Below are 25,288 nucleotides of genomic sequence, written 5' to 3'. Positions count from 1 at the left end.
AGCTTTGGCGGTATGGTAAACTATGCCATTACCCCCAACCTGAGGATAGGCTATGCGTATGACCATATTATATCCGACCTGGATGTAACCACTCCGTCATCTCATGAGGTGATACTGCTTTTCGATCTGAACTTCCCGAAAAAAGTATCGCGTTCTCCACGTTATTTCTAAAAAACCTACCAAAAACAAACACAAATAATGAAAAAAATTTGTTTCACGCTAAGTTTGCTCTTTGCCGGGCTTGCGGTTACCGCTCAAAGCAAGGAAACTGAAACTGCCGACAAGCTTTTCGGGCGCTTTGAGTATATAGAGGCTGCGCAGGAATATCTTAAGCTAACTAAAAAAGGCAAAGACCCTTATGTATATAAGCAACTGGGCGACAGCTATTATAATGTTTTCAATTCAAAAGAAGCTGTAAAATGGTATGCCAAAGCAGTAGAATCTAAACAGGATGCAGAGACCTACTACCGCTATGCACAAATGCTGAAGGCCGAAGGGCAGTATGAAGAAGCCAACAAGCAGATGCAGCAATTTGCAAAGCTGGCCCCGAAAGACCAACGCGCCGTGATATTCAACCAAGACCCTAACTACCTGCCCAAGCTGCGCAACCAAACCAAACTTTTTGATGAGCGTATTTTAGACATTAATGACAAGCAATATGCTGATTTCGGGGCTGTGCTTGCTAATGATAATACATTATATTTTACCAGTGCGCGCAACACCGCACGCCGTACCTATGGCAGGAACGAAGAGCCTTACCTTGATATTTATACAGCAACCTATAATGAGCAGACGGGCCGCATAAGCGAACCGCAGGCATTATCTGAAATCAACACGAAGTGGCACGACGGACCTGTAGCAATATCATCTGACGGTAAAACCATGTATTTTGCCAGTGAGAGCTTCGCCAACGGCGAATTTGAAAAAGATAACAGCAATATAAAGCAGCGCACGGGGCTTATTTACCTTTTTGTAGCCACCAAAACCGACGGCAAATGGGGCAATGTAAAACCGGTACCATTTAACGGCACAAGCTGGAGCACAGGCAACCCAACCTTAAGCAAAGATGGCAAAACACTTTACTTTACCTCTAACAGAAAAGGCTCTGTAGGCGATACTGATATATGGAAGGTGGAAGTAAAAGGGGGTAATAAGTATGGCGAACCTGTGAATCTTGGTAAAGAGATTAACACCGAAGGAAAAGAAACTTTTCCGTTTATTACTGACGACGGCAAGCTTTATTTTTCCTCTAACGGGCACAAAGGTTTTGGCGGCCTGGATATATTTATGGTAGATATAGCCAATAATGGCGAAGTTATTAACCTGGGTGCCCCAATAAACTCACCGCAGGATGACTTTTCATTCAGCTTTAATTATGAGAAAAACATAGGCTTCTTTTCCAGCAACAGGAAAGATAAAGATAATATGTATTTAGCCATACCGATTTGCGGTGTAGAAGCGCTTGTTAATGTTACCGATGTTAATACAGGCAAGGTTATACCATCTGCAAAGGTTGCCATACTTGATGATAAGCAGAATGTTATAGAAACGCGCACAACAGACGAAAACGGAAAACTGGTTTATAGTGTGGACTGCGACAGGGCATATTCGCTAAAAGCGAGTGCTGACGGTTATGAAACCAGCCTATTTACCATCAGCAAAACCCGCGGCGGCAAAGTAGATGTTATGGCAAAGCTTAAGCCAATAACCAACCTTATTGTTGATGGCAAAGTTCAGCTGAATACTATCTATTTTGAATACAATAAGAGTAATATAACCCCTGAAGCGGCATTTGAGCTTGACAAGCTTGTAGAGGCAATGAAGCAGAAACCTGAAATTAAGATTGCGGTTAATGCCCATACCGACAGCAGGGGATCTGACGAATATAACCTCAATCTTTCTGACCAGCGTGCAAGGGCTGTAGTGCAGTACGCTATATCTAAGGGTATTGCCAAAGAGCGCATTACCGGAAAAGGATTTGGTGAAACCCAGCCGAAAGTAAATTGTGGTGATAACTGTACCGAAGAGCAACACGCCATAAACCGACGTACAGAGTTTTTAATTGTAGAATAAATTACTTACATATTGTTAAAAAAGCAGCTAATAAAGGCTGCTTTTTTACTTTTGCAACATAGGGATGCCTGTGCTTAAATGGCACTTTTAAATTTATCGCAGCTTATTTTACATTTAGATAATGCTTTATTAATTTTGTTGTAATACAACCCGCACGTTATGCCATTACACTTAACCGAGATAGAAAGGGTAAAAACAATCTCTAAAGAAGATTTCGTTAAAAACTATGTCCGTCCGCAAAAGCCGGTAGTAATTGAAAAGCTAACACAAGACTGGCCTGCTTATGAAAAGTGGAGCCTTAACTATATTAAGGAAATAGCAGGCGATAAGGTTGTACCGCTTTATGACGACAGGCCCGTCTCGCATAAAGATGGCTTTAATGATGCACATGCGCAGATGAAAATGTCGGAGTATATAGACCTGCTTCAGAAGGAACCTACCAACTACCGCATTTTTTTGTATAACCTGATGAAGAAAGTACCTGTTTTGCAAAATGATTTCAGGTGGCCCGATCTGGGTTTGAACCTGGTTAAGCAGTTACCCATGTTATTTTTCGGCGGCGAAAACTCGAAGGTATTTATCCATTATGATATAGATTACAGCAACATACTGCATTTTCATTTTCATGGTAAAAAGCGCTGCATATTATTTCACCCCGACCAGACACCCTACCTCTATAAAGTGCCTCACGCCCTTATTTCAAGAGAAGACATAGATTTTGACAATCCCGACTTTGAAAAATGGCCTGCACTAAAACATGCACAGGGGCTTGTTGCCAACCTTAAACATGGAGAAATGCTGTATATGCCCGAAGGCTACTGGCATTATATGAAATATGAAACACCGGGCTTCAGTATGAGCCTGCGTTCACTGCCCAGAAAATGGACAAACCTTTCTAAAGCAGCCTATAACATTTTTGTAATGCGATACTTCGATAACTTTATGCGCAAATATAAAGGGCAGGCTTGGATAGACTATAAGAATGAGCAGGCAGTTGTACGCACACACAAAAAGCTGAATATACCGGTATAACACAATTACCTCCCACTCTTATAGGTGGGATTTTTTAATAAGCAAATAATGCAGGGCAGCCCACACAAAACCTATACTGTTGAAGAAGCAAAACGTAAACTGGAGCAGTTTTGCGCTTACCAGGAACGCTGCCATGAAGAAGTCATTAAGAAACTGAGGAGCATGAATATGATTCCGCAGGCTGTTGATGCTGTTGTGGGGCATCTGCTTGAGCATAATTTTTTAAACGAAGAGCGCTTTGCCCGAAGCTTTGCCCGTGGTAAGTTCCGCATTAAACACTGGGGCCGGATACGGATTGTAAGAGAACTGAAAGCCCGCAATATCTCACGTTACAATATCGACATTGCCCTGAAAGAAATTGATGATGCAGAATATTTTGAAACTTTCGATACACTTGCAGCTAAGCAGTGGGAAACCATACGGGAGAAAAATATCCTTAAAAAGAAAAAGAAACTCTTTGATTTTCTGATGCGTAAAGGTTATGAGAGCAATCTCATTTATGAAGCTATACAAAACCTTGCAAATGACGATTAAAGTTAGTATGAATTCATAAAATTTTGTTAAATTGCAGTACCCTCCAACAGCTTTTCACCTTACTGCAACGCTATGGCAAAATTTTTATACGCACTACTGCTTTTTATACCACTGATTGCAACAGCGCAAAAAAACGGATATGACTTTAAAGAAGCTGAGGCTGAAACACGCAAGCTGGTTTATACGTCGCCGGATAGTGCACTTGCCATAATTAAAACTACACTTTCGCAGAAAGGTAAACTACACGACACCATACTGGGTAACACATATAACCTTTACGGCCTGTACTTTGGTATGACAGGCAATGCCGATTCATCTGTCTATTATTTTAAGAAATCATTGTCGTATATAGATGATTATCCTAAGAATAGGCTTCGCAGCCTTATGAACCTTTCTATAGGCTACAGGAATAAAGGTGATTATAAAACATCTATCAAGTATCTTAATGAGGCGCTTAAAGTAAGCCGCAAGGACAACAATAAGGTTGGCATTGCAATGGCTTACGGCGAACTGGCATCTAACTATAATTATATGGTTGAGTATGACAAATCTGTAGATTACCTGCTCAAAGCCATTAAGATACTAAAGGCGGAAAACAACACCCAGCAATTGGCGGCAATAAAGCAAAAGCTCGCTAATACCTACCTGGGGATGGAGAACTTTAAATTTGCCATAGACCTTTATAAAGAAACACTTGCAGAGTTTAAGGAGATAGGCATGGAAAAGAACTACTATCTTACCCTTATTAACTTAGGTGAGGCACACATAAGGCTTGAACAATATGATAAGGCAAAGCAATCGTTACAGGAAGCAGTACAAGGGCTTGAAAGGTTTGGCGACAAAGAGCTTATAGGTATCACCTACTCTAAAATAGGTAATATTGAAAAGATTGAAGGCCAGACTGATAAGGCTATAGCATCCTATCAAAAGGCTTTCGATTACCTTACGGAGACGAAATCAACAAGAATATTACGCATTGGCGGAGAATACATAGACCTGCTCAATGAAAACGGTATGTACGGGAAAGCACTTGGTATAATTGCAGAAGCCGAGCCCTACCGAAAAACAATCTACAGTAATATACATGACAGGATGGTATATGTAAAAGCAATAGCCGATACCTACAGCCACACAGGAAAACCGGATAAGGCTATTGCAGAATACCGTAATACTATTGCTATAAAAGACTCCATTTCGGCATCTGAAGCACAGGCTGCCGTGCAGGAAATACAGGCAAAATTCCAGACAGAGCTGCAAAGGGAGAAAAACCTTGCCCTTGAAGCAAACAACAAAGCCCTGGAGCAAAAAATTGACAATGAGCAGATGCTGATGCTTATCTATATATTAGGCAGCATTGCCCTGATAAGTATAATTTTATTTGTGTTAAGAAGTTACTGGCTCAAAACGAAACTGCAAAAGGAGCAGCTTAAAAATACCGAGGCTGAAAACAAACTCATTAAGCAGCAGCACGAATATGAACAACAGCTTGTTAGCGCCCAAAAGCAAACCATAGAGGAAAAACAACGCGAGCTGACTGCTACGACGCTGCAAATGGCCAATTACCAAACGCATATTAACACGATTATTAAAAAGTGCAGTACCAATGAGGTTGCGCTAACCGATGTAAAAAGGGAATTACAACTGCTGCTGAAGCAAAGGGATTACTGGAAACAGTTTGAAACCCGCTTTAACAGCCTGCATCCTGATTTTGAAAAGAAACTTACCGACAGGTTTGGCAGGCTGACTAAGAATGATGTGGAGTTTTGCTCGCTGCTTAAACTAAACCTGAGTAATAAAGAAATTGCCTCATTACTTCAGATTTCGCACGAAAGTGCAATTACAAAAAAGTACCGCATTAAAAAGAAAATGGAAATTGCAGATGACGAAGAATTCGACAGGCTATTATTGAATTTATAGTTTCAATTCGTAATTCACTCATATTCAAATAATAGAAACTGGAAGCAATGTTCTTGTCTATACTTTGTCTATTAACAAATTTTAATATTTTCATCTTTTGACTTAAATTTGCACTGAATAGATAAGAAAAATCTATTTAACAATAATTTAATAGAATTACAACTCTTCATCAGCAACTCAACACTGACCTATTTTTGTCAATGAATTAAAGGCAGAATTGAAGGGCTCATTGAAAGGTTGCAATAAAAAAGACATATTTATAATATAAATATCATAATCAATAATTAAATAATAACTATTGTTAAATATTTCTTAATAAAAAGATAAAATTTAACATTTGTTGTTTTTGTTAAAATAAAAATATAATATAAATTTGCACCCGCAACCAAAATAGTTATGCCCCCCATAACTACCTAATTTAAAATTAATTACTAAGATGAAAAGAACATTACTTTTGCTAATGCTATTGCCCCTATTTTGCTTTAGCCAGACTGACCTTGTTAGATGGAGAGGGGTTAATGGATCTACCACTGCCACCATTTACAATAATAATATCACCGCAGGTAATATTATTGCAGCTAATTTGAATTTTACCGTTGATACTTGGAATGGCTTTCAATCAAGTCCCTGGGATAACACTATAAATACATCTAAATATTTAGAATTCAATGTTAGCCCTGTTAATGGCTATAAAATATCTCTATCTCAATTTAAGTTTCGTTATTTTACAGGATGGAATAATTCAGATGCATTTAAAAAATTTCAAATAAGATACTCAACCGACAATTTTAATACATATAATACCTTATCTACTGTTAATGCAACTTTAGGTTCTTATACAGACTATGCTATTTCTTTTCCTGCAAATACTACTGTAGAGAACACTACTTTAAAAATCAGGATTTACGTATATGATGCATCAAACCAATGGTATTTAGCTCAACCTTGGATACTTGCACATATTGATGGAAATGGCAACTTTCCTGCAAATACAAACGGAGAAGGCCCAGTGATTACTGGCACCGTTTCTTTAGCAGGTGGTGTAACTGCTGCTCCGGATACTGCTTCAACTACTGAAAACAGTGCAGTTAATATTAATGTGCTATCTAACGATACTGCTACTAATACTACTGTTTCAACAGTTACTATACAACAACAATCTGCTAATGGTACAGCTACTGTACAACCAAACAAGACCATTACTTTCACACCAAATAACGGTTACTCCGGTACTACAAACTTTCAGTATAAAATAACAGGAGCAGATAACTCAACCTCTACAGCTACTGTTACGGTAACTGTAAACGCATTTGCAGCGCCTACCGCCAATAACGATACTGCCACTACAGGACAAAACATACCGGTTACTGTTAATGTGCTTGGTAATGATGTAGCAGGTGACGGAACTATAAACAGCATACAAATTACATCAGGCCCTGCAAACGGAACTGCAACCGTAAACGGCTCTAATAACATTGTTTACACTCCAAACGCAAGTTTTACCGGTACAAATACTATTACCTATAAAATTACCGACAGCAATAACAAAACCGCTACAGCCACACTAACTGTAACTGTTGTTGCGGTACAGCCTGCCGTTGCTGCTAATGATACTGCTGCTACAGCAAAAAACACACCTATTACTTTAAGCGTACTTGCTAACGATAACCCCGGTAACAGTACTATTACTACTGTAGTTGTTTCTGGTAACCCTGCTCATGGTACTGCTATTGTTAACAGCGACAAAACCATTACTTACGACCCGGATAATGGCTACACAGGCTATGATTCATTCACCTACACGATTACTACAGCCTACAACTCTGTTTCTACAGCTACTGTAAATATGTCGGTACTACAGCCAAATGCCACAGGTTCGCTTTGCGGTACTTACAAAATAGGAACAGGACCACAAAATGACTTTGACACGATTACAGAAGCTGTTAACCATCTTAACGAGTATGGTGTAACATGCCCTGTAACATTTATACTTAGCGATGTATTGTACAATAATGCATCAGGTGAGGTTTTCCCTATAACCATTAACAACTTTTCAGGAAGCTCTGCTGTAAATACGGTAACATTTAAGCCTCAATCAGGAATTAATGTGCGTGTAGAAGCATTTCGTGATGCTGTAACCGGAAGCTATACCGGTGTACCTGCAGTATTTAAGCTTAACGGCGCCGACAATATCGTATTTGACGGAAGCAACACTACAAACGGCACAACAAGAAACCTTTTCATAGTAAACTCAAGCTTTGCAGGCCCAACAGACCTTACTAATGATTACACAGACAGGTCGGTTATATGGATTGCAAGTGCAAGCAGCTCTAACGGTTCTGACAATATTACTGTAAAGTATGTTCAGATAAAGCAGACTTACAAAAACAGCGGAGATAACTACTCTCTTGGTATATACTCAGGCGACACAGGAATAACAGGCAGCAATGAAATAGCTGTAGCGCAGGCACAGGCACAAAACAATACGCTGAATGTTATCGGTAACGATTTTATGAACGTAAAACAGGCGGTTTTTGTAAACGGCAGCAGCAGCATAGCGCAAAACATCAACATCTCTAAAAATGATTTTGGTGCCGAAAACAATACAGAATCCGTAATACTTCCTGTAAAACTACACAACGTAAACAACTTTACAATTTCTGAGAACTATATCTACAAACTGTACCGTAACACACCGGCAGCCGATCTTGCTGCGGGCGGTATAAACATTACAGGTAACTCAAGAAACGGTTCTATTGTAAGAAACAACCTGAGAGACCTTGTAAGGAACATTACCAATTCGCAGATATTTGCCGGTATAGTGCTTAGCTCTACTTACGCTAACAGTAATATAACAGTTGCCAATAACTTTATACTTGATGTAACAGCCAGCGGTAACGGCGGCGGCTACAGCAATGGCTACGGTATAGTAGTAGACCAGGGATCAGGCTACAAAATTTACAACAACAGTGTTGTGCTTACTGTAAACCAGCCAAGCACACAGGTAAACTTTTCTGCAGCACTTTATGTAAACAGCAATGTAACCGGGCTTGATGTTCGCAATAACATTTTTGTAAACACACAAACAAACACAGCAACTGTAAGGTCTGCCATATTTGTAAATAACGACGTTGATAACCTTAACAGCGTGTTTACTCATCTTGACTACAACAACTATTTCTCTACAGATAAAATTGGTTACATTGCCAATCAGCACGATGTAAACCCTACGTGGCCACAAAACCCTGATTACGTAACACTTTTCTCAGCATGGCAAAGTGCGCTTAACAATACCAACAACAGCGCAAACGCCAATAATAAAGATGCACACTCGCTAAACGTGCTGCCTCAGTTTATATCCGGCACAGACCTTCACCTTGCTAACGCCAATACAGCACTTGATAATGCAGGTACTCCAATTGCCGGTGTAACCAAAGATATTGACGGACAGGTAAGGAATACTGCTACACCTGATATTGGTGCGGACGAATTTGGAGCGACACAAATGCCGGTTGCCGGTTCAGGAACAGGTATCTACTGCGACAACTCTGTAACCTGGGATGGTGAAACATGGGTTGGCGGAGAGCCTACAGCGCTTACAGATGTTATTTTTGCGGCAGATTATACTTTTACAAACGAAACGCTTTATGCCTGCTCTATATTTGTTCTTGAAGGCGCAAATGTATTGTTTGAAGAAAATGCAAATGCTGTTGTTACACACGCTGTATCTGTTGAGGATGATGCTACACTTACATTTGAAAGCAGCTGTAACCTTGTACAGATAGAAAATGTACAGAACACAGGTACTGTAACAATAAAAAGAAACAGCTCAAGGCTTAAGCGCTTAGACTATACTGTATGGTCTTCTCCGGTTACAGGAACACAGTCACTGCTTGATTTCTCTCCAATGACAGTTCCGAACCGTTTCTATGCACTAAACACACAATTAAATATATACACATCTTACCCTGACCCGGACAGCGTATTGTTTGAAAAAGGACATGGTTACCTGATACGTGTACCTAATAATTTCTCTGCAACAGTACCACAGATATTTGAAGGAGAGTTTATCGGTACGCCAAACAACGGTGATGTAAGAGTACCAATGCAATATGTAGGCCAGTACAGCTTTAACATGATTGGCAACCCTTATGCGTCTCCAATCAACGTAAGGAAATTTATAAATGCCAACCTTGATAATATAGAGGGTACGCTTTGGGTGTGGAGGAAAACAAACAACCCTACCAAATCTACTTATGCTACTATAACAAAATCAGGATATGTGGCTAACAATGCTCCCGGTGGTGGTGGTATAAATGGCAACAACGGTAATGATTTAATCGGCAACCCGTTTGACATTATAGAAGATGGTGTACTAAACACAGGACAAGGTTTCTTCGTAAATGCGCTTGCAGGTGTTGATGTGGTATTTAAAAACAACATGCGCGAGGTTGTAAACTATGATAACTTCTTCCGCTCTCAGGAAGCTGACGAAGCTGCAGAAGAAAGCCTTACAAGCCGCTATTGGTTAAACGTAGTAACTGAAGACGAAACAGTGTTCAGCCAGATACTGGTAGGTTATTCTCCTTACACTACAAAAGTATATGACAATGGTTATGACGGACGTTCTTTCCTTGATGGTACAGTGAGCCTTTATACAATTATACCAAATGGCGAAGAAGATGTTTATAAGCTAAGCATACAATCTCGCGATGCATTCTCTGTAACAGATACTATTAAAGTAGGCTTTATAAGCAATATAGCAGGAACATTTAAACTTACAATAGACCACATGGATAACCTGTTTGCTAATGGCCAGGAAATATTTGTGGTAGATAAGCTTATGGATGTGACACACAACCTGAGTAATTCTGACTATAACTTTAGTTCTGAAGCAGGTACTTTTGAAGACCGTTTCGAAATCATATACTCAACTCAGGCATTAGGTAATGATACACACGTTATAGCTGATAAAGACATTGTAGTATATCAAAATAACGGAGAGGTTACAATAAACGCTCCAGGAACTATAGCGACAGTAACTATATACGACCTTACAGGTAAAACAGTATATACCCAAAACAATATAGACAGCACAGATTTTGCTGCAGCAATCGCCATGAAACAGCAGGTAGCTATAGTGGTAATTACTATGGAAAACCGCCAGGTGATCACTAAAAAGATTATGATGAACTAAGGTTCGCATAATAATTAGTAATTTTTTAGTTGGATGTAAGTCCCGCCAAAAGTGGGGCTTTTCAAAAGAAAATCAGGGTTACGTAATAAGCGTGCCACACAATAATTGTAATGATTCAGGTCATTATAAGTTTTAGTAATTTTTTAGTTGGATGTAAGGTTCCCCACAGGTTTTACTCGTGGGGAATTTTATTTTAAACAGCTTTGTAAACACGTATGAAAAAAGTTATCTTACGAATAATTTTTTTTCTGAATTTATGCTTGGAATAAAATAAATAGCCATATATTTGCACTGGAAGAAGGAACATTTAATAATTACATTTATCGGCTTTAAAACAAAATGGCTCATAAGTCATGATTTGTTTTGCAAGGACAGGCATAATTAATTATCCTGTAATAAAAGACAAATTTAGTCTTATCCGAAATGACAGAATGTAATTATTATCTTAACAAAAACGATTTCTCGAGTACTGATTATATACAGAACAACAGATAATTATCAAAAGGCATCTTTACTCCTGATGGTAATTAGCACAGTAATTATGGTGGATTAGTCTATCGTAATTGTTTAGTAATTTTTTAGTTGGATGGATCCCCGGCATTAGCCGGGGTTCTTCATTTATAGAGGTTTACACTTTCTCATCAAGCTTTTGCTGAAGCAATTCAAAAAACAGGCCCGTATGGTAGCCGTCCATTAACGCATGATGCACATGCAGCGAAACAGGCATCATTTTGCGGCCGTTTACTTCTGTCATCTTCCCCACCGATATTTTAGGGCAGCTGTCCGGAAAAGTAAAACTCCTTGCGTGCGACAGCGATGTAAAATCAACCCACGGTATCGCAGAAAAGTGGATAAGGTTATCTGCTTCAAAGCTGCGCGTAAACAGTCCCGGCGTTTGCCTTACACGTTCTATTTCCTGTTGTGCACCTTTATAAAAAGCAGTAAAGTCCGGATTATATTCAATAAGTGAAAAACCAAATGTGTTATCTTCTCTCGTAAGTGTAGCCGATACATCTACCCTGTCATACACGAGCACCTCATCGCCACTGATGCGATACCTGAACTCCTCTATGCCGTTTACAGCCGCAGCTATCCTGTGGGTATAATACAAAAAAAAAGACACCCCAAGAGCTTTAGCTTCAGTATAGGCAGTTGTAGCATCTACATTAACCACTAACCCAAAAAAAGGTTCATCAAACTTGCGGAAAAATTCAAAATGCTCACGGCGCGGCCAGTTATCTAAATTCAATTTCGTGTACATATCAAAAGTATTTAAAACAAAAAACAGCCCTCACTTTGCCAGGCTTAGTGTGGCTGTTTTATATATTACATTAATCTAAAGTTTTCATTCCCAGACATCTGTCATCAGACGTACGGGTATTAGCTTATCATCTCGCCATTGCCTACCCCTTCAGCATCAGGGTTTACAAAAACCAGTTTGCCCTCGCTGTTTTGCGTCATCAGTATCATGCCCTGGCTTTCTACGCCGCGTAGTGCGCGTGGCGCAAGGTTAACCAGTACTGTTACCCGCTTACCTATGATATCTTCGGGTTTAAAGCTTTCGGCAATACCGCTTACAATAGTTCGAACATCAATACCGGTATCTACCTTAAGTATCAGCAGCTTGTTGGCTTTCGGCATTTTCTCTGCCTCAAGTATCGTTCCGGTACGGATATCCATTTTGGCAAAATCTTCAAATGCTATCAGGTCTTTCTGTGGCTCTATTTTACGGTTATCAGCCGCATTAGCGGTTTTGGTTGCTTCCAATTTATCTATCTGTTTTTGTATCTCTTCATCTTCAATCTTGGCAAAAAGAAGTTCGGCCTGCCCAATGGTATGCCCAGCCTTTATAAGTGCTGTTTCAAGGGTAATAGTATCCCATGTAAGGGTGCTGTCCTCTTCAAGCTTCAATATGGCTTTAAGCTTAGCAGCAGTAAAAGGCAGAAATGGCTCGCTTAGCACCGCAAGCGCGGTAGCTATTTGCAAGGCTACATACATTTGCGTTTTCACCCTTTCAGGGTTTTCCTTTATAACCTTCCACGGCTCTTCGTCAGCAAGGTATTTATTACCCAGGCGGGCGAGGTTCATAAGCTCTGTTAGTGCCTCCCTAAAGCGGTAACGCTCTATGCTGCTTGCAATAACAGCGGGATAAGCGCGCATTTCGGTAAGCGTGGCTTCATCTACATCTGTAAAATCGTTTGGTTGCGGCACTACCCCTTCATAGTACTTATTGCTAAGCACCACTACCCTGTTAATAAAATTACCGAATATTGCTACCAGTTCGTTATTATTGCGTGCCTGAAAGTCTTTCCACGTAAAGTCATTATCCTTAGTTTCGGGAGCATTAGAGGTTAACACGTAGCGCAATACGTCCTGCCTGCCCGGAAAATCCTGCAAGTACTCGTGCAGCCAAACCGCCCAGTTTTTGGAGGTTGACAGTTTATTACCTTCAAGGTTAAGGAATTCATTCGCCGGAACGTTATCAGGCATAATGTAGCTGCCTTCTGCCTTTAGCATGGCAGGAAATATCACACAGTGGAAAACAATATTGTCTTTCCCTATAAAGTGCACCAGCTTGGTGTCGTTGCTTTTCCAGTACGGTTCCCAGTCTTTACCTTCACGTTCTGCCCACTCTTTGGTTGAACTTATGTAACCGATAGGCGCATCAAACCATACGTAAAGCACCTTACCTTCTGCCCCTTCTACCGGCACAGGTATACCCCAGTCAAGGTCGCGCGTAACAGCGCGGGGTTTTAAACCATCCTCAAGCCATGATTTAACCTGACCGTACACATTAGGTTTCCAGTCATTTTTATGGCCTTCCAGTACCCATTCGCGTAAAAAAGCATCATATTGGTCCAGCGGCAGGAACCAGTGCCTGGTGCTCTTCAACACAGGCTTTGTTCCGGTTATGGTCGATTTAGGGTTTATAAGGTCGGTAGCATTAAGCGATGAGCCGCATTTTTCGCACTGGTCGCCATAAGCCTCTTCATTGCCGCAGCGCGGGCAGGTACCGGTAACAAAACGGTCGGCAAGAAATTGCTCTGCCTTTTCATCATATAGCTGCTCTGTAACCTCTTCTATAAACTTGCCTTCATCATACAGTTTCCTGAAAAATGCCGAAGCAGTATCGTGGTGCACTTTAGCCGATGTACGCGAATAATTATCGAAAGATATCCCGAAATCCTCAAATGACTGTTTGATGATGCCGTGGTATTTATCTATAACTTCCTGCGGAGTAATACCCTCCTTTTTGGCTTTCATAGAAATTGCCACACCATGCTCGTCGCTTCCGCAGATAAAAGCAACATCTTTTTGCTGCAGCCTTAAAAAACGGGAGTAAATATCAGCAGGCACATATACGCCGGCAAGGTGTCCTATGTGTATGGGGCCGTTAGTATAAGGCAATGCTGCCGTAACGGTATATCTTTTCGGGTCTTGTATCATCAGGAAAATAATTTAAACGCAAATGTACAACATAGTTATAAAGTTAAAAAGCCGCTGCCTGAAAGTTTGCAGTAGTGCCGCCGTTGCAATAAGCCTGATTTTTGATTAAGTTTGTTATGAGTCAAAACGGAAACAATGCAGCGGATTTTAAAGACACTACTTATAACCCTTATTTTTATAACCTCAGCACAGGCACAAGACCAAATGAAAATACCACCTTACCTAAAAAAAGGAGATACCGTTGCTATACTGGCAACTGCACGCAAAATAGATATGGCACCTCTTAAACCCGCTATTGCATTACTGAAAAGCTGGGGGCTAAATGTAGTTACCGGTAAAACCGTTGGGCTTGACAACAACCAGCTTGCCGGGGCCGACTGGCAGCGTGCCACTGATTTTCAGGAGATGATAGACAACCCAGCCATAAAAGCGGTGTGGTGTGCCAAAGGCGGTTATGGCACTGTACGCATGATAGATAGGGTAGATTTTACAAAGTTTAAAAAGAACCCTAAATGGATAATCGGTTTTAGTGATGCTACCGTGTTGCACAGCCACATCAACAATATGAACATTGCCACCCTGCACGGTATTATGTGCATAAGTGTACCTAATGCTACTAACGAAGCCAAAGAGTCTTTACGCAAAGCGCTTTTTGGTGAAACATTAGCCTACACTATACCTGCCCACCCGTTTAATAAAAAGGGTACTGTAACTGCCGAGCTTATTGGGGGCAACCTCTCGGTACTTTACAGCATATTAGGCTCAATGAGCGAACCCGACTATAAAGGAAAAATACTGTTTATAGAAGACCTTGACGAATACCTGTACCACATAGACCGCATGATGATGAACCTGAAGCGCAATGGTTATTTTGCCAATGTGAAAGGTATTATTATAGGCGGCATGAGCAAAATGCGTGATAACGACATCCCGTGGGGGCACGATGCCCTTGAAATAATACAGGACATAACGAAAGAATACAACATACCGATATGCTTTAATTTCCCCGCAGGACATATACACGACAACAGGGCACTGATATTGGGCAGCGAAGTCACACTTACTGTTACCGAAAGCGGCACCAAGGTTACATTCAATTAATGGCGGGGCACAACGAGCTGGGCAAACTGGGCGAGGAACTTGCAGTTGCCTATCTGCAAAAGCAGGGTTATGATATACTGGAAACCAACTGGATTTACCTGAAGGCAGAAATAGATATTATTGCCCGTAAAGATGATGTGCTGGCTGTGGTAGAAGTAAAAACAAGATCGTCTTTAGAGTATGGACTGCCGCAGGACTTTGTAAAGCCTAAAAAGATACAGTTACTGGTAAAAGCTATTAACGAATACATCATCAGCAACGACCTTGATGTTGAGGCAAGGTTTGATATTATTGCCATACACAACAACAAAGGCAGCTTTAAAACCGAGCATCTTGAAAATGCTTTTTATATCTTTTAAGTTTAATTATTAGCAAAACTACAAATAACATATTTGTTTTGTTTAACCTGATATAAAAGCAAATAATATATCCATAGAAGTTAATCTGTTGTCTTTTTAACAGCATTATAATTAAAAAAGAAACTATAATAGAAAAAGCGATACTTCAGCTATATTAAATATGAATTTTATATTGTTAAATATTTAACAGAATGTTTTAGTTTGTATATTTGTTTCGCTAAACAACTACAACTACAACTTCTTAACTATGAAAACAATATCTTCTGTAGTGGAACACTACATTAAGACGAAGCCCTTTTTGCTGAGCGCACTCTCTCAGGGCATCATTAACCTTACATCGCTTGCCCGTAACATGATGCCGGAACTGGAACAGGAACTGGGTAAAGATATAAAGCAGGGCGCAGTGGTAATGTCGCTCAAAAGGTTATCTGAAGATCTTGATTTCAGGCTTAACCACAAAATCGTAAAGGTGCTAAAGGCAATAGGCGAAATAACCGTACGCTCTTCTTTAACTGATTATACCTTTGCTGTATCGGACACCTTATTAAACAAACACGCCGAACTGATAACCACTATTAACGCCAACCCTGAGATATTTTATACTTCATCACGGGGGGTTAACGAAGCCAACATAGTGGTAAGCTCATCCATAAGCCATATTGTGGACCGTCTTTTTGCAGATGAAAAAATGATAGAGCGTACTGACAACCTTGCATCTATCACTGTAAAATTGCCTAAAGACAATATATCTACCCCGGGGGTTTACTATTACATTTTCCAGAGGCTTGCCTGGGAGGGTATTATAATAAATGAAGTTATCTCTACTTCATACGAGTTTACCATACTGGTAAGTGAAGAGGAAGTTGATCTTGCCTTTAAAGTGATAAAAGACCTGAAGAACCTTCAGTAAAAAATAAGGTTTTATATGAGGCGGCACTTTTGTGCCGCTTTTTTATTGTATGAGGTAGGGTAATTTGCCTTAAGGCTGTTATAACCTCATAAAACATAAACAAAACTTTTAAAAATCCAACCACTACTTAAATAATGCTAAAGGCGGTACTGCACAGTACCGCCTTTTTTATGATATATGCTATAAGAATATTAACGCCTTTCGTTAAAGCTTACCATCCACTCGACGCCATACCTGTCGCGGAACATACCAAAGTAAGCACCCCAGGGGCTATCGGCTATAGGCATTTCTACAACTCCCCCGGCAGAAAGGCCGTTGTACAACCTGTCGGCTTCTTCCTTGCTTTCGGCAGTTATAGAAATCTTGCTGCGGTTTTCCTGCTCGTTCACAGTCCCCAGCATTTCGGGTACATCGCTGCCCATAAGGTAACTTCCGGCACCAATAGGCAATGAAATATGGGCTATCTTATGCAGCTCGTGCTCCGGAAACGGATGCTCAGGGTTGGAGAAATCTTTAAAACGGGAAACGGTTTCGAACGCGCCGCCAAATACCGATTTGTAAAAGGTAAAGGCTTCTTCAGCATTGCCGTTAAAATGAATGTATGGGTTTAATTGTGGCATGGGATAATTAAATTAAATTTTCTATGCTGATCAATAATTAGTAGAATTAATATCTTATAACTCGCCAAGAAAAGATGATAATTCATCATTGATATTTGCTGCAGATGCTGCCGCAAGAGAAGATAAACTTTCCATCGTTTTATATCCATCTTCCTGGTTGTTAACACGGAACCCGGCCTTTATGCGCTTTTTTATATTATAATATTTAAAGTAATAATAACCCAACTCTGCATCTGGGTCATTATAAAAACCCACTTCGACAGTAGCTGAACTTGTGCGTAGCACATACGCCCCATCACCGGTAGTTGCCCACTGTACTTCACCGCGATTAGTTTTCTCAATAATTGTTTTTATAAAAGAACTATAAGCATCTGGAATCATAATATCGAATCTTTAAAAGTTAATTTTAATGAGATTATAGATTTATTAAATGTCGTCAAAAACTTTACATAATCTTCTAAATCATGTTCTTTTAATTTTAAAGAAAGACTTTCCATCATTAAAAGGGTAGAGATGATAGAATTTAACTTATCAAAATTTATGCGATGTGATGACGATGTATTTTCCAATTCATTTGAAGGGAGGCTCTCCTGATAAATATCTCTAATCTTCTCTAATCTTAATGTAGCTTTTCCGTATTTTTCGGAAATAAGATCATCTTTTATCTGTGATAGCGAAGCCGGAATAATTGACACATCGGTGTAGGACCTAAAACTTTCTAAATTTTTTTTAATCTTGCTGGTCAATTTTGTTAAAATAAAAATTTCAGTTAATGCGATAGCTAGACCTAAAAATTCCGATAAGTTGGCGATCAACGATATTGTGTCTTGCGGATCCTGCGAAAAATTGTATTTTTCATCTATATAAAATCCAATCATAGCTGCAACAATCAGATAGATTATATAAAAGTACCTATGGTCAAAGTTCATATTTGAAAATACAAGATTAATAATATGTAAAACTATAAAATTTTAAAATTCTACTCAAAAACCATCTCCAATAACTCCAGTGCTTTTTTAAGCGACTTCACGTTTTCGAAAGTCAGCAGCAGGCGTAAGCCGTTCTTAGTTTGTTTTTCTTTCATGCGCGTAAGGTTCGGGTGTTTTTGCACAAACTGCAACACCCTGTGGAACGAACTGCTTTGATAATAATCGCTTTGTTGGTCGCTTACAAAATAGCCAACCATTTTGCCCTGTTTCAGTATCAGTTTTTCAATACCCATTTTGGTAGCCAGCCACTTAATGCGCATACTGGTAAGCAGCGCCTGTGCCGGCTTTGGCAATGCCCCGAAACGGTCAGTTAACTTTTGCTCAAACAGCTTAAGTTCTTCCTCGGTTTTAATGCCGCTAAGCTCGTTATACAGGTTGAGCCTTTCGGTAATGCTGTTAATATACTCATCGGGGAACAGCAACTCGAAATCAGTATCAATTTGTATGTCTTTTACAAACTCACGTTTCTCCTGCTGCTCTTCGTCCATATACAGGTCCTTAAACTCATTTTCCTTAAGTTCCTCTATGGCCTCATTCATAATCTTTTGGTAGGTCTCAAAACCAATCTCATTAATAAAGCCGCTTTGCTCCCCGCCCAAAAGGTCTCCCGCCCCGCGTATTTCAAGGTCTTTCATGGCGATATTGAAACCGCTCCCCAGCTCACTGAACTGCTCCAGCGCCTGTATGCGCTTGCGGGCATCTTCGGTCATGGCGCTGTACGGTGGTGCAATAAAGTAGCAGAACGCTTTTTTGTTGCTCCGGCCCACACGCCCCCGCATCTGGTGCAGGTCAGACAGCCCGAAGTTATTCGCATTATTGATAAAGATAGTATTGGCGTTCGGCACATCAAGCCCGCTTTCTATAATAGTTGTTGCCACTAAAACATCAAACTCGCCATCCATAAAGGCAAGCATAAGCTCTTCCAGCTTTTTGCCCTCCATCTGCCCGTGACCCACACCCACTTTGGCACCGGGTACCAGGCGCTGAATCATTCCGGCAACTTCTTTAATGTTCTCTATGCGGTTATTAATGAAAAACACCTGTCCGCCTCGTTGTATTTCATACGAAATAGCATCACGGATAATTTCTTCATTAAATCCTATAATCTGCGTTTCTATAGGGTAACGGTTAGGTGGTGGCGTGGTAATAACCGAAAGATCGCGTGCCGCCATTAGCGAGAATTGCAGTGTGCGCGGTATTGGCGTTGCCGTTAGCGTAAGCGTATCTACATTCTGCGCTATGGTTTTAAGCTTGTCTTTTACATTTACACCGAATTTCTGCTCCTCATCTACTATAAGCAGCCCCAGGTTTTTAAACTTTACGTTTTTGTTGGTTAGCTGGTGGGTACCTATTATAATATCGAGCCTTCCCTCCTCAAGGTCTTTCAGGATTTGCGACTTTTGCTTTGCCGTACGGAAGCGGTTTATATACCCGATGGTAACCGGCATATCTTTTAAACGCTCGCTAAAGGTTTTATAGTGCTGAAAGGCCAGTATCGTTGTAGGTACCAAAATAGCCACCTGCTTGCCGTTATCTACCGCCTTAAATGCAGCCCTTATAGCCACCTCGGTTTTACCAAAACCAACATCACCGCACACAAGCCTGTCCATAGGGCGTTCGCTTTCCATATCGGCTTTTACATCGCGGGTTGCAGTAACCTGGTCTGGTGTGTCTTCATATATAAAAGACGATTCCAGTTCTGCCTGTAAATAACTGTCGGGCGCATACTGAAAGCCTTTTTCCAGCCTGCGCTTGGCATACAATTGTATAAGGTTAAAAGCAATATGCTTAACGCGCGCCTTTGTTTTTTGCTTCAGGGCTTTCCACGCGCTGCTGCCCAGTTTGTATATTTTGGGCGGTGCACCGTCTTTACCGTTATATTTAGATATTTTGTGCAGCGAGTGTATGCTTACATACACAATGTCATTATCGGCATATACCAGTTTTATGGCTTCCTGTTTCTTTCCCTCTACCTCTATTTTTTGCAGCCCGCCAAACTTTCCTATACCGTGGTCTATGTGGGTTACATAATCGCCCACCGAGAGTGAGTTAAGTTCTTTAAGGGTAATTGTCTGCTTTTTGCTGTAACCGTTCTTAATATTAAAGCGGTGATAACGCTCAAATATCTGGTGGTCGCTGTAGCAGGCTATCTGGTTTTCCTCATCAATAAATCCTTCATATATAGGGAAAACAATTGTTTTGTACTGCTGACGAATATTTTCATGGTTGGCTTCGTCAAGGCTTTCAAAAATGTCATGAAAACGGTTGGCCTGTGCTTCGTTACTGCAAAAGATGTAGTTCTTTATTCCGTTGCTGTGGTTATCGGCAAGGTTATTAAGAAGCAGGTCGAACTGCTTGTTGAACGATGGCTGCGGCTGTATATGGAACTCAAAAGTTTTTTCGGTTTTAAATACAGCAGTAGAACCCAGTTCTGCAATGGTAAAGTCAAGCGCCTTCTTTATAAAAGCCTGCTGGTTTACAAAAAGCTCCTCCGGCGAGGCATGCTTTATATCTTTAGATAGTTTTTCAAAGGCTTCACCAGCCTTGCTGAAAAGGAGGTCGAGCTGGCCAAGAAGCCCTTCGGTATTCTGTATAAAAAGTACTGTTTTTTCGTTGATGTATTCTAAAAAGCTTTCGCGGTTTTCCTTCAGGAATTTATTCTCTACATTGGGTATAACCGTAATTTTCTTTTTTATTTCAAGCGAAAGCTGGCTCTCTACATCAAATGTACGGATGCTGTCAACTTCGTTACCGAAAAATTCGATACGGTACGGATTGTCGTTACTGAATGAGAATACATCCACTATACCGCCACGCACACTGAATTCGCCCGGCTCGGTAACAAAATCTACCCTTCGGAATTCGTATTCAAACAGTACCTCATTAATAAAATCGATTGAAACCTGGTCTCCTGCCGCTATTTTAAGTGTATTTTTATCCAGTTCTTTTCTGGTAACAACTTTCTCAAATAACGCCTCAGGATAAGATACTATTATAGCAGGCTTTTTACGCGAGTTGATACGGTTAAGCACCTCTGCACGCAACAACACATTTGCATTGTCGGTTTCCTCTATCTGGTAGGGCCTGCGGTAAGAACCGGGGTAAAACAAAACATCTTTATCACCAACCAGCTTTTCAAGGTCGTTTAAATAATAGGCCGCTTCTTCCTTATCTTTTAATATAAGCAGAAAAGGCAGGTCTGACTGGCGGAACAACGGATCGAGTACAAACGAAAGCGACGAGCCTATAAGCCCTTTTACATGCAGTTTTGCTTCACGTTTAGCCAGCGCAGCAGCTATCTGGCTTACTTTTACCGATTGAGAGTATTTTTCTAAAACTTCAGGTTTCAATTTGCAGGTTTAAGTTTATTATTGTTAAAGGGCTGCCTGTTCCTGTTAGGTATATTGGTATTTGCAGGCGGCGCCGACTGATTTGGCGGTGCAACAATAGGCTGCGCCATCATCTCGGGGTTGGCAAGGCGTGTAGTATCGCGTGCCCGAAGCATCTCTGCCTCTCCGGCTTCTTTAGGCACTTCGCTAAAACGTATCATTTCATCCATCTGCCTTTGTATATCGGCTGTTTCTTTAGCCATGTCCTTAATAAGTGCTATTACCTTGTCACACTGCACCACATCCAGTGCTATGTAGGTATGTAATGCTTTTGCCTTTGTATCGAGCACACTGATGCGGCTGCGTAACTGTGGCTTATTGAAGAATGGCGGAATGGTTGTTTTAACCTGCTGAATTTTATTGATTATATTCTCGGCTTTTTGCCTGTAAGCAGTAATAGTACCGGTTGGGCGTTGCTCCATTTCAGAGGTTAGCTGTGCCCACTCGTTCCAGTTATTTATACGCTCGCTAACTTTAGCGCTAAGCGGCGGTACTTCAAAATTCCAGTTGTTGCTTACTACTTTAAGTATAGAGTCGTTCTTCATCTCTATGCGCTTGGTGGCAGCCAGTTGGGCGCCCTCATCATCCTTACAGGAAAACATTAAAAAGCACAGGGCAGCAAGTATATAAACGTTATATTTCATTTGCATATAATTCAGTCTGTAAAGTTACAAATGTTACGCCAATGTGCAGTTTATTATAATCTTAATTCCCTGCCTTGTACCTCTCACTTTTTCCACACCTCATTTTGAGGATATTGCATTTTAGCAAATGAAAAAATCACAATATCATAAAAGATTGTTAGCACGCAGCACTACATCGATATAATTGACAACGGAAAACAGTATATTTGCATGCAAACAAAAACACAACTATGGGGACAATTTTAATTATTGGAGCTTGTGGCCAGATTGGCACGGAACTTACTAAAAAACTTAGGGAACTGTACGGAAAAGACAATGTAATAGCATCTGACGTACGTAAAGGTGACCCTGAGTTTGTAGCATCAGGTCCGTTTGAAGTGGTTAACGCCCTCGATTTTAACCAGGTTGAAGAAGTAATTGAAAAATATAAGGTTGAAGAGGTTTACCTTATGGCAGCCCTGCTTTCGGCTACTGCAGAAAAGAATCCCGCTTTTGCATGGGACCTGAACATGAACTCGCTTTTTCATGTACTTAACTTAGCTAAAGCAGAAAAAATAAAGAAGATATTCTGGCCATCGAGCATTGCTGTTTTCGGGCCTACAACTCCAAAACAAAACACACCGCAATATACCGTAATGGAGCCAAGCACGGTTTACGGAATCTCGAAACAATCAGGCGAAAGGTGGTGCGAATATTACCATAACATTTATGGCGTAGATGTGCGCAGCATCCGTTATCCAGGTTTAATAAGCTGGAGCACACTTCCGGGTGGTGGCACAACCGATTATGCTGTAGATATTTACCACAAGGCATTAAGCGATGGCAATTATACATGCTTTCTTAGTGAAGACACCCGCCTGCCAATGATGTATATGGATGATGCCATACGCGCCACAATAGAAATTATGCAGGCACCGGCAGAAAATATAAAAATACGTTCGTCTTACAACCTATCGGCAATGGACTTTACCCCTAAAGAAATTGCTGAAACGATAAAGCAGCACATACCAGACTTTACCATTGCGTATGAGCCTGATTTCCGACAGAAAATTGCCGATAGCTGGCCGCAAAGCATAGACGACAGCCACGCACGCAACGACTGGAACTGGCAGCACCAGTATGGCCTTGATGCCATGACTACCGATATGCTAGAGCATTTAAGCAGCATGGCAGAGTAAGCAAAAAAAGTTTTTGCCATACCGCAAAAATGTTTTACATTTGCAACTCGAAAATAACAGCCTCGTAGTTCAACGGATAGAATGGGAGTTTCCTAAACTTTTGATCCAGGTTCGATTCCTGGCGAGGCTACAAGACCGGAAAGGAGTGAAAAATCAGCTCTTTTTCGGTCTTTTTTGTTTTGTAACTCGCTGTTAATCACAAACATGAACCTTGCTGCTTCGTTCACGCGAAAAGTTCGATATTCAGTTCCGTCAAAACATATCTTTTCAGGAAAAATCGAACTTATTATCTCTCTTTTCTTCCTAATATCCCCTTCTTTATACAACACATCTAAGCGTGAAAGCGCATGAACAGCGGAATCCAGGAGTTTTGATATAGTTCGAGAATTGTTTTCTTGCCCTGTTGTGTCGGTAAGTTCTGCTTCAAGGCGCACAATCTTATTTTCGCACTCAGATTTAATTTCTTTATATTCTTTTCCGTCAATAGCATCATTCAAAAGTAGTTCTCGTGCTTTTGATACCCTTGCGTTGAGGCGATCTATTTCTTCAGTTACACGTTTCGAAATATTTTCCTTTTTAGACGACCTCCTTTTGTACATATCATGCACTATTGTTTTATAAAGATCCTGTACCGCAGGCGTAGGAACATATTTCTGCAATTCTTCTTCAAATAGCAGATTTAGTTTGTCAGCCCTGAATCTAAATTTACAGGGAGAAACACAATGATAGTAGTAATATAAACTGTAAGCACCTTTAGATGCGCTGCCAGTAAGCATACGGCCACAATCAGGGCATTGCAGAAAGCCACGTAACGGAAACTGATCCTTAACTACCAAGACCGTTCTGATTCTCTCCTTACGCTTTTTGCCATCTAATATATCCTGAACCTGATAAAATAGCTTTTCGGAAATCAAAGGCTCATGTAATGACGGTACAAAGTGGGCTTCCTCATCTTTATATTTCGGAATGAAAATCTTTCCGCAATAAACAGGATTACGTACAAGCATCCAAAAATTTGCACGGCTGCATTTTAAACCCTTTTTACGGCTTCTCTGCGGACTTCTTCGGCAGCCAGTATTCCCTTTGCCAATTCTTTAAATGCCCACTTTACAAGTGTTGCCTGTGGCTCGCTAAAAATAATATGCTTTTTACCATTCTCGGTAGTTACGTTTTTATATCCTTATGGTGCGATTCCGAGACAACGCCCCTCTTTTTTAGCACGGCGCATTCCGTGAAAAGTGTTTAATGCCCTACGGTCATTTTCAACTTCAGGTGCTGCGAGGTAAAAAGCAAGCATCATTTTATTTTCAGGAACACTCAGGTCTAAAGGTTGTTCAATAGCTTGTGGCTCTACCCCAAAATTTCGGAGTTTATTTATCATCTGGTACGCATCCCCGGCATTACGGCTAAATCTGTCCCACTTAGTAAAGAGTACCAAATCCACTTTACCCCTGCTTCTTTTCAAGCCTTGTTCCAGCTTTTTCCATTCCGGCCTAACAAAGCTTTTAGCAGAGTGATCCTCAAAAATTATATTACGGACTTGTATAGAATTGATTTCACAATATCTTTTCAGTACTTCTTCCTGATTTCTTTGTGAATAACCTTTGTCAGCCTGTTCATCTGTACTGACACGTATGTATAGATCTGCGATTTTCATAATTGTATTTTTTTAATGTATTGCTAACCCCTAGATAACTACGGAGGTATTTTTAAATATTTAGATATTGCCATGTCGGCTATAAGATACAAAAAGCAGAGTATTCGCTCTGCCTGATCTCTTGTAACGATAAGTCCTTTACTCCTAAGTATGCGCATGGCAAGTTCAGGGGTAATTTTGTCTTTTTCATTTTCCATAACTCACCTCCTATCTCGTTAAATGAAAAAGACCGTTTCCGGTC

At 40.5% G+C, this 25,288-nt stretch carries 20 protein-coding genes and 1 tRNA gene; 11 read left to right on the top strand and 10 right to left on the bottom strand.

Annotated elements, in window-relative coordinates; all coding sequences use genetic code 11:
- From KJK34_RS14900 to KJK34_RS14875, 6 genes are all read left to right on the top strand, one after another.
- On the top strand, window positions 1-171 hold a 171-nt coding region (locus KJK34_RS14900), incomplete at its 5' end, for a type IX secretion system membrane protein PorP/SprF (protein ID WP_223054692.1).
- 27 nt (window positions 172-198) lie between these two features.
- The gene (locus KJK34_RS14895) at window positions 199-2,073 is read left to right on the top strand and encodes an OmpA family protein (RefSeq protein WP_223054688.1); all 1,875 of its coding nucleotides are present in this window, start codon (window positions 199-201) and stop codon (window positions 2,071-2,073) included.
- Between the two features lie 159 nt (window positions 2,074-2,232).
- Window positions 2,233-3,105, top strand: a complete 873-nt coding sequence (locus KJK34_RS14890) for a cupin-like domain-containing protein (RefSeq protein WP_223054687.1) — start codon at window positions 2,233-2,235, stop codon at window positions 3,103-3,105.
- Window positions 3,106-3,153: 48 nt separating this feature from the next.
- Window positions 3,154-3,639, top strand: coding sequence for a regulatory protein RecX (locus KJK34_RS14885; protein ID WP_223054686.1), 486 nt, complete (start codon window positions 3,154-3,156; stop codon window positions 3,637-3,639).
- Window positions 3,640-3,711: 72 nt separating this feature from the next.
- The gene (locus KJK34_RS14880; RefSeq protein ID WP_223054685.1) at window positions 3,712-5,556 is read left to right on the top strand and encodes a tetratricopeptide repeat protein; all 1,845 of its coding nucleotides are present in this window, start codon (window positions 3,712-3,714) and stop codon (window positions 5,554-5,556) included.
- A 436-nt stretch (window positions 5,557-5,992) separates the two neighbouring features.
- Entirely contained in the window at window positions 5,993-10,753 is a 4,761-nt protein-coding gene (locus tag KJK34_RS14875) for a RemA C-terminal-like gliding motility protein (RefSeq protein WP_223054684.1), read from the top strand.
- 628 nt (window positions 10,754-11,381) lie between these two features.
- On the opposite strand, the gene KJK34_RS14870 is transcribed toward KJK34_RS14875, so the two are convergent.
- Window positions 11,382-12,014 (bottom strand): chloramphenicol acetyltransferase, encoded by a 633-nt coding sequence (locus tag KJK34_RS14870; protein WP_223054683.1) that lies wholly within the window; start codon window positions 12,012-12,014, stop codon window positions 11,382-11,384.
- 119 nt (window positions 12,015-12,133) lie between these two features.
- Window positions 12,134-14,200 (bottom strand): methionine--tRNA ligase, encoded by a 2,067-nt coding sequence (gene metG / locus KJK34_RS14865; RefSeq protein ID WP_223054682.1) that lies wholly within the window; start codon window positions 14,198-14,200, stop codon window positions 12,134-12,136.
- Window positions 14,201-14,335: 135 nt separating this feature from the next.
- Here metG and KJK34_RS14860 point away from each other — a divergent pair, with 135 nt between their 5' ends.
- From KJK34_RS14860 to KJK34_RS14850, 3 genes are all read left to right on the top strand, one after another.
- Window positions 14,336-15,301, top strand: a complete 966-nt coding sequence (locus KJK34_RS14860; protein ID WP_236937668.1) for a S66 peptidase family protein — start codon at window positions 14,336-14,338, stop codon at window positions 15,299-15,301.
- Window positions 15,301-15,660, top strand: coding sequence for a YraN family protein (locus tag KJK34_RS14855; RefSeq protein ID WP_223054681.1), 360 nt, complete (start codon window positions 15,301-15,303; stop codon window positions 15,658-15,660). Before KJK34_RS14860 ends, KJK34_RS14855 begins: the two co-directional genes overlap by 1 nt.
- A gap of 247 nt (window positions 15,661-15,907) precedes the next feature.
- Window positions 15,908-16,570, top strand: a complete 663-nt coding sequence (locus tag KJK34_RS14850; protein WP_223054680.1) for an aspartate kinase — start codon at window positions 15,908-15,910, stop codon at window positions 16,568-16,570.
- 191 nt (window positions 16,571-16,761) lie between these two features.
- Here the strand turns inward: KJK34_RS14850 and KJK34_RS14845 are convergent, their stop codons facing one another.
- From KJK34_RS14845 to KJK34_RS14825, 5 genes are read right to left on the bottom strand one after another with little or no spacing between them, the layout of a single operon-like run.
- Window positions 16,762-17,190, bottom strand: coding sequence for a VOC family protein (locus tag KJK34_RS14845; RefSeq protein ID WP_223054679.1), 429 nt, complete (start codon window positions 17,188-17,190; stop codon window positions 16,762-16,764).
- Window positions 17,191-17,244: 54 nt separating this feature from the next.
- Window positions 17,245-17,571 (bottom strand): hypothetical protein, encoded by a 327-nt coding sequence (locus tag KJK34_RS14840; RefSeq protein WP_223054678.1) that lies wholly within the window; start codon window positions 17,569-17,571, stop codon window positions 17,245-17,247.
- A complete protein-coding gene (locus KJK34_RS14835) occupies window positions 17,568-18,119 on the bottom strand; it encodes a hypothetical protein (protein WP_223054677.1) in 552 nt (183 codons plus the stop codon). The genes KJK34_RS14840 and KJK34_RS14835 overlap by 4 nt, the downstream gene beginning before the upstream one ends.
- 50 nt (window positions 18,120-18,169) lie before the next feature.
- Window positions 18,170-21,478 carry a transcription-repair coupling factor gene (gene mfd / locus KJK34_RS14830; protein WP_438839216.1) on the bottom strand — a complete coding sequence of 1,103 codons (3,309 nt, stop codon included), beginning with the start codon at window positions 21,476-21,478 and terminating at the stop codon, window positions 18,170-18,172.
- A gap of 47 nt (window positions 21,479-21,525) precedes the next feature.
- A complete protein-coding gene (locus KJK34_RS14825; RefSeq protein WP_223054675.1) occupies window positions 21,526-22,212 on the bottom strand; it encodes a hypothetical protein in 687 nt (228 codons plus the stop codon).
- 230 nt (window positions 22,213-22,442) lie between these two features.
- Between KJK34_RS14825 and KJK34_RS14820 the strand changes: the two genes are divergently transcribed.
- Entirely contained in the window at window positions 22,443-23,390 is a 948-nt protein-coding gene (locus KJK34_RS14820; RefSeq protein WP_223054674.1) for an L-threonine 3-dehydrogenase, read from the top strand.
- Window positions 23,391-23,448: 58 nt separating this feature from the next.
- Window positions 23,449-23,520, top strand: a tRNA-Arg gene (locus tag KJK34_RS14815).
- On the opposite strand, the gene KJK34_RS15265 is transcribed toward KJK34_RS14815, so the two are convergent.
- The 3 genes from KJK34_RS15265 to KJK34_RS14805 all read right to left on the bottom strand — a co-directional run bounded on the left by KJK34_RS15265 (window position 23,483) and on the right by KJK34_RS14805 (window position 25,244).
- Window positions 23,483-24,397: a recombinase family protein gene (locus KJK34_RS15265; RefSeq protein WP_236937669.1), complete on the bottom strand. Its 915-nt coding sequence runs from the start codon at window positions 24,395-24,397 to the stop codon at window positions 23,483-23,485. The genes KJK34_RS14815 and KJK34_RS15265 overlap by 38 nt on opposite strands.
- A gap of 173 nt (window positions 24,398-24,570) precedes the next feature.
- Window positions 24,571-25,047 carry a recombinase family protein gene (locus KJK34_RS15260; protein WP_236937667.1) on the bottom strand — a complete coding sequence of 159 codons (477 nt, stop codon included), beginning with the start codon at window positions 25,045-25,047 and terminating at the stop codon, window positions 24,571-24,573.
- A 38-nt stretch (window positions 25,048-25,085) separates the two neighbouring features.
- Entirely contained in the window at window positions 25,086-25,244 is a 159-nt protein-coding gene (locus tag KJK34_RS14805; protein WP_223054673.1) for a hypothetical protein, read from the bottom strand.
- Between the last annotated feature and the right edge of the window lie 44 nt (window positions 25,245-25,288).

The sequence above is a fragment of the Flavobacterium coralii genome, from assembly GCF_019891545.1.
GTDB lineage: Bacteria > Bacteroidota > Bacteroidia > Flavobacteriales > Flavobacteriaceae > Flavobacterium > Flavobacterium coralii.
Note: the sequence above shows the minus strand (reverse complement) of the source record. Positions and strands in the feature narration are given on the sequence as shown.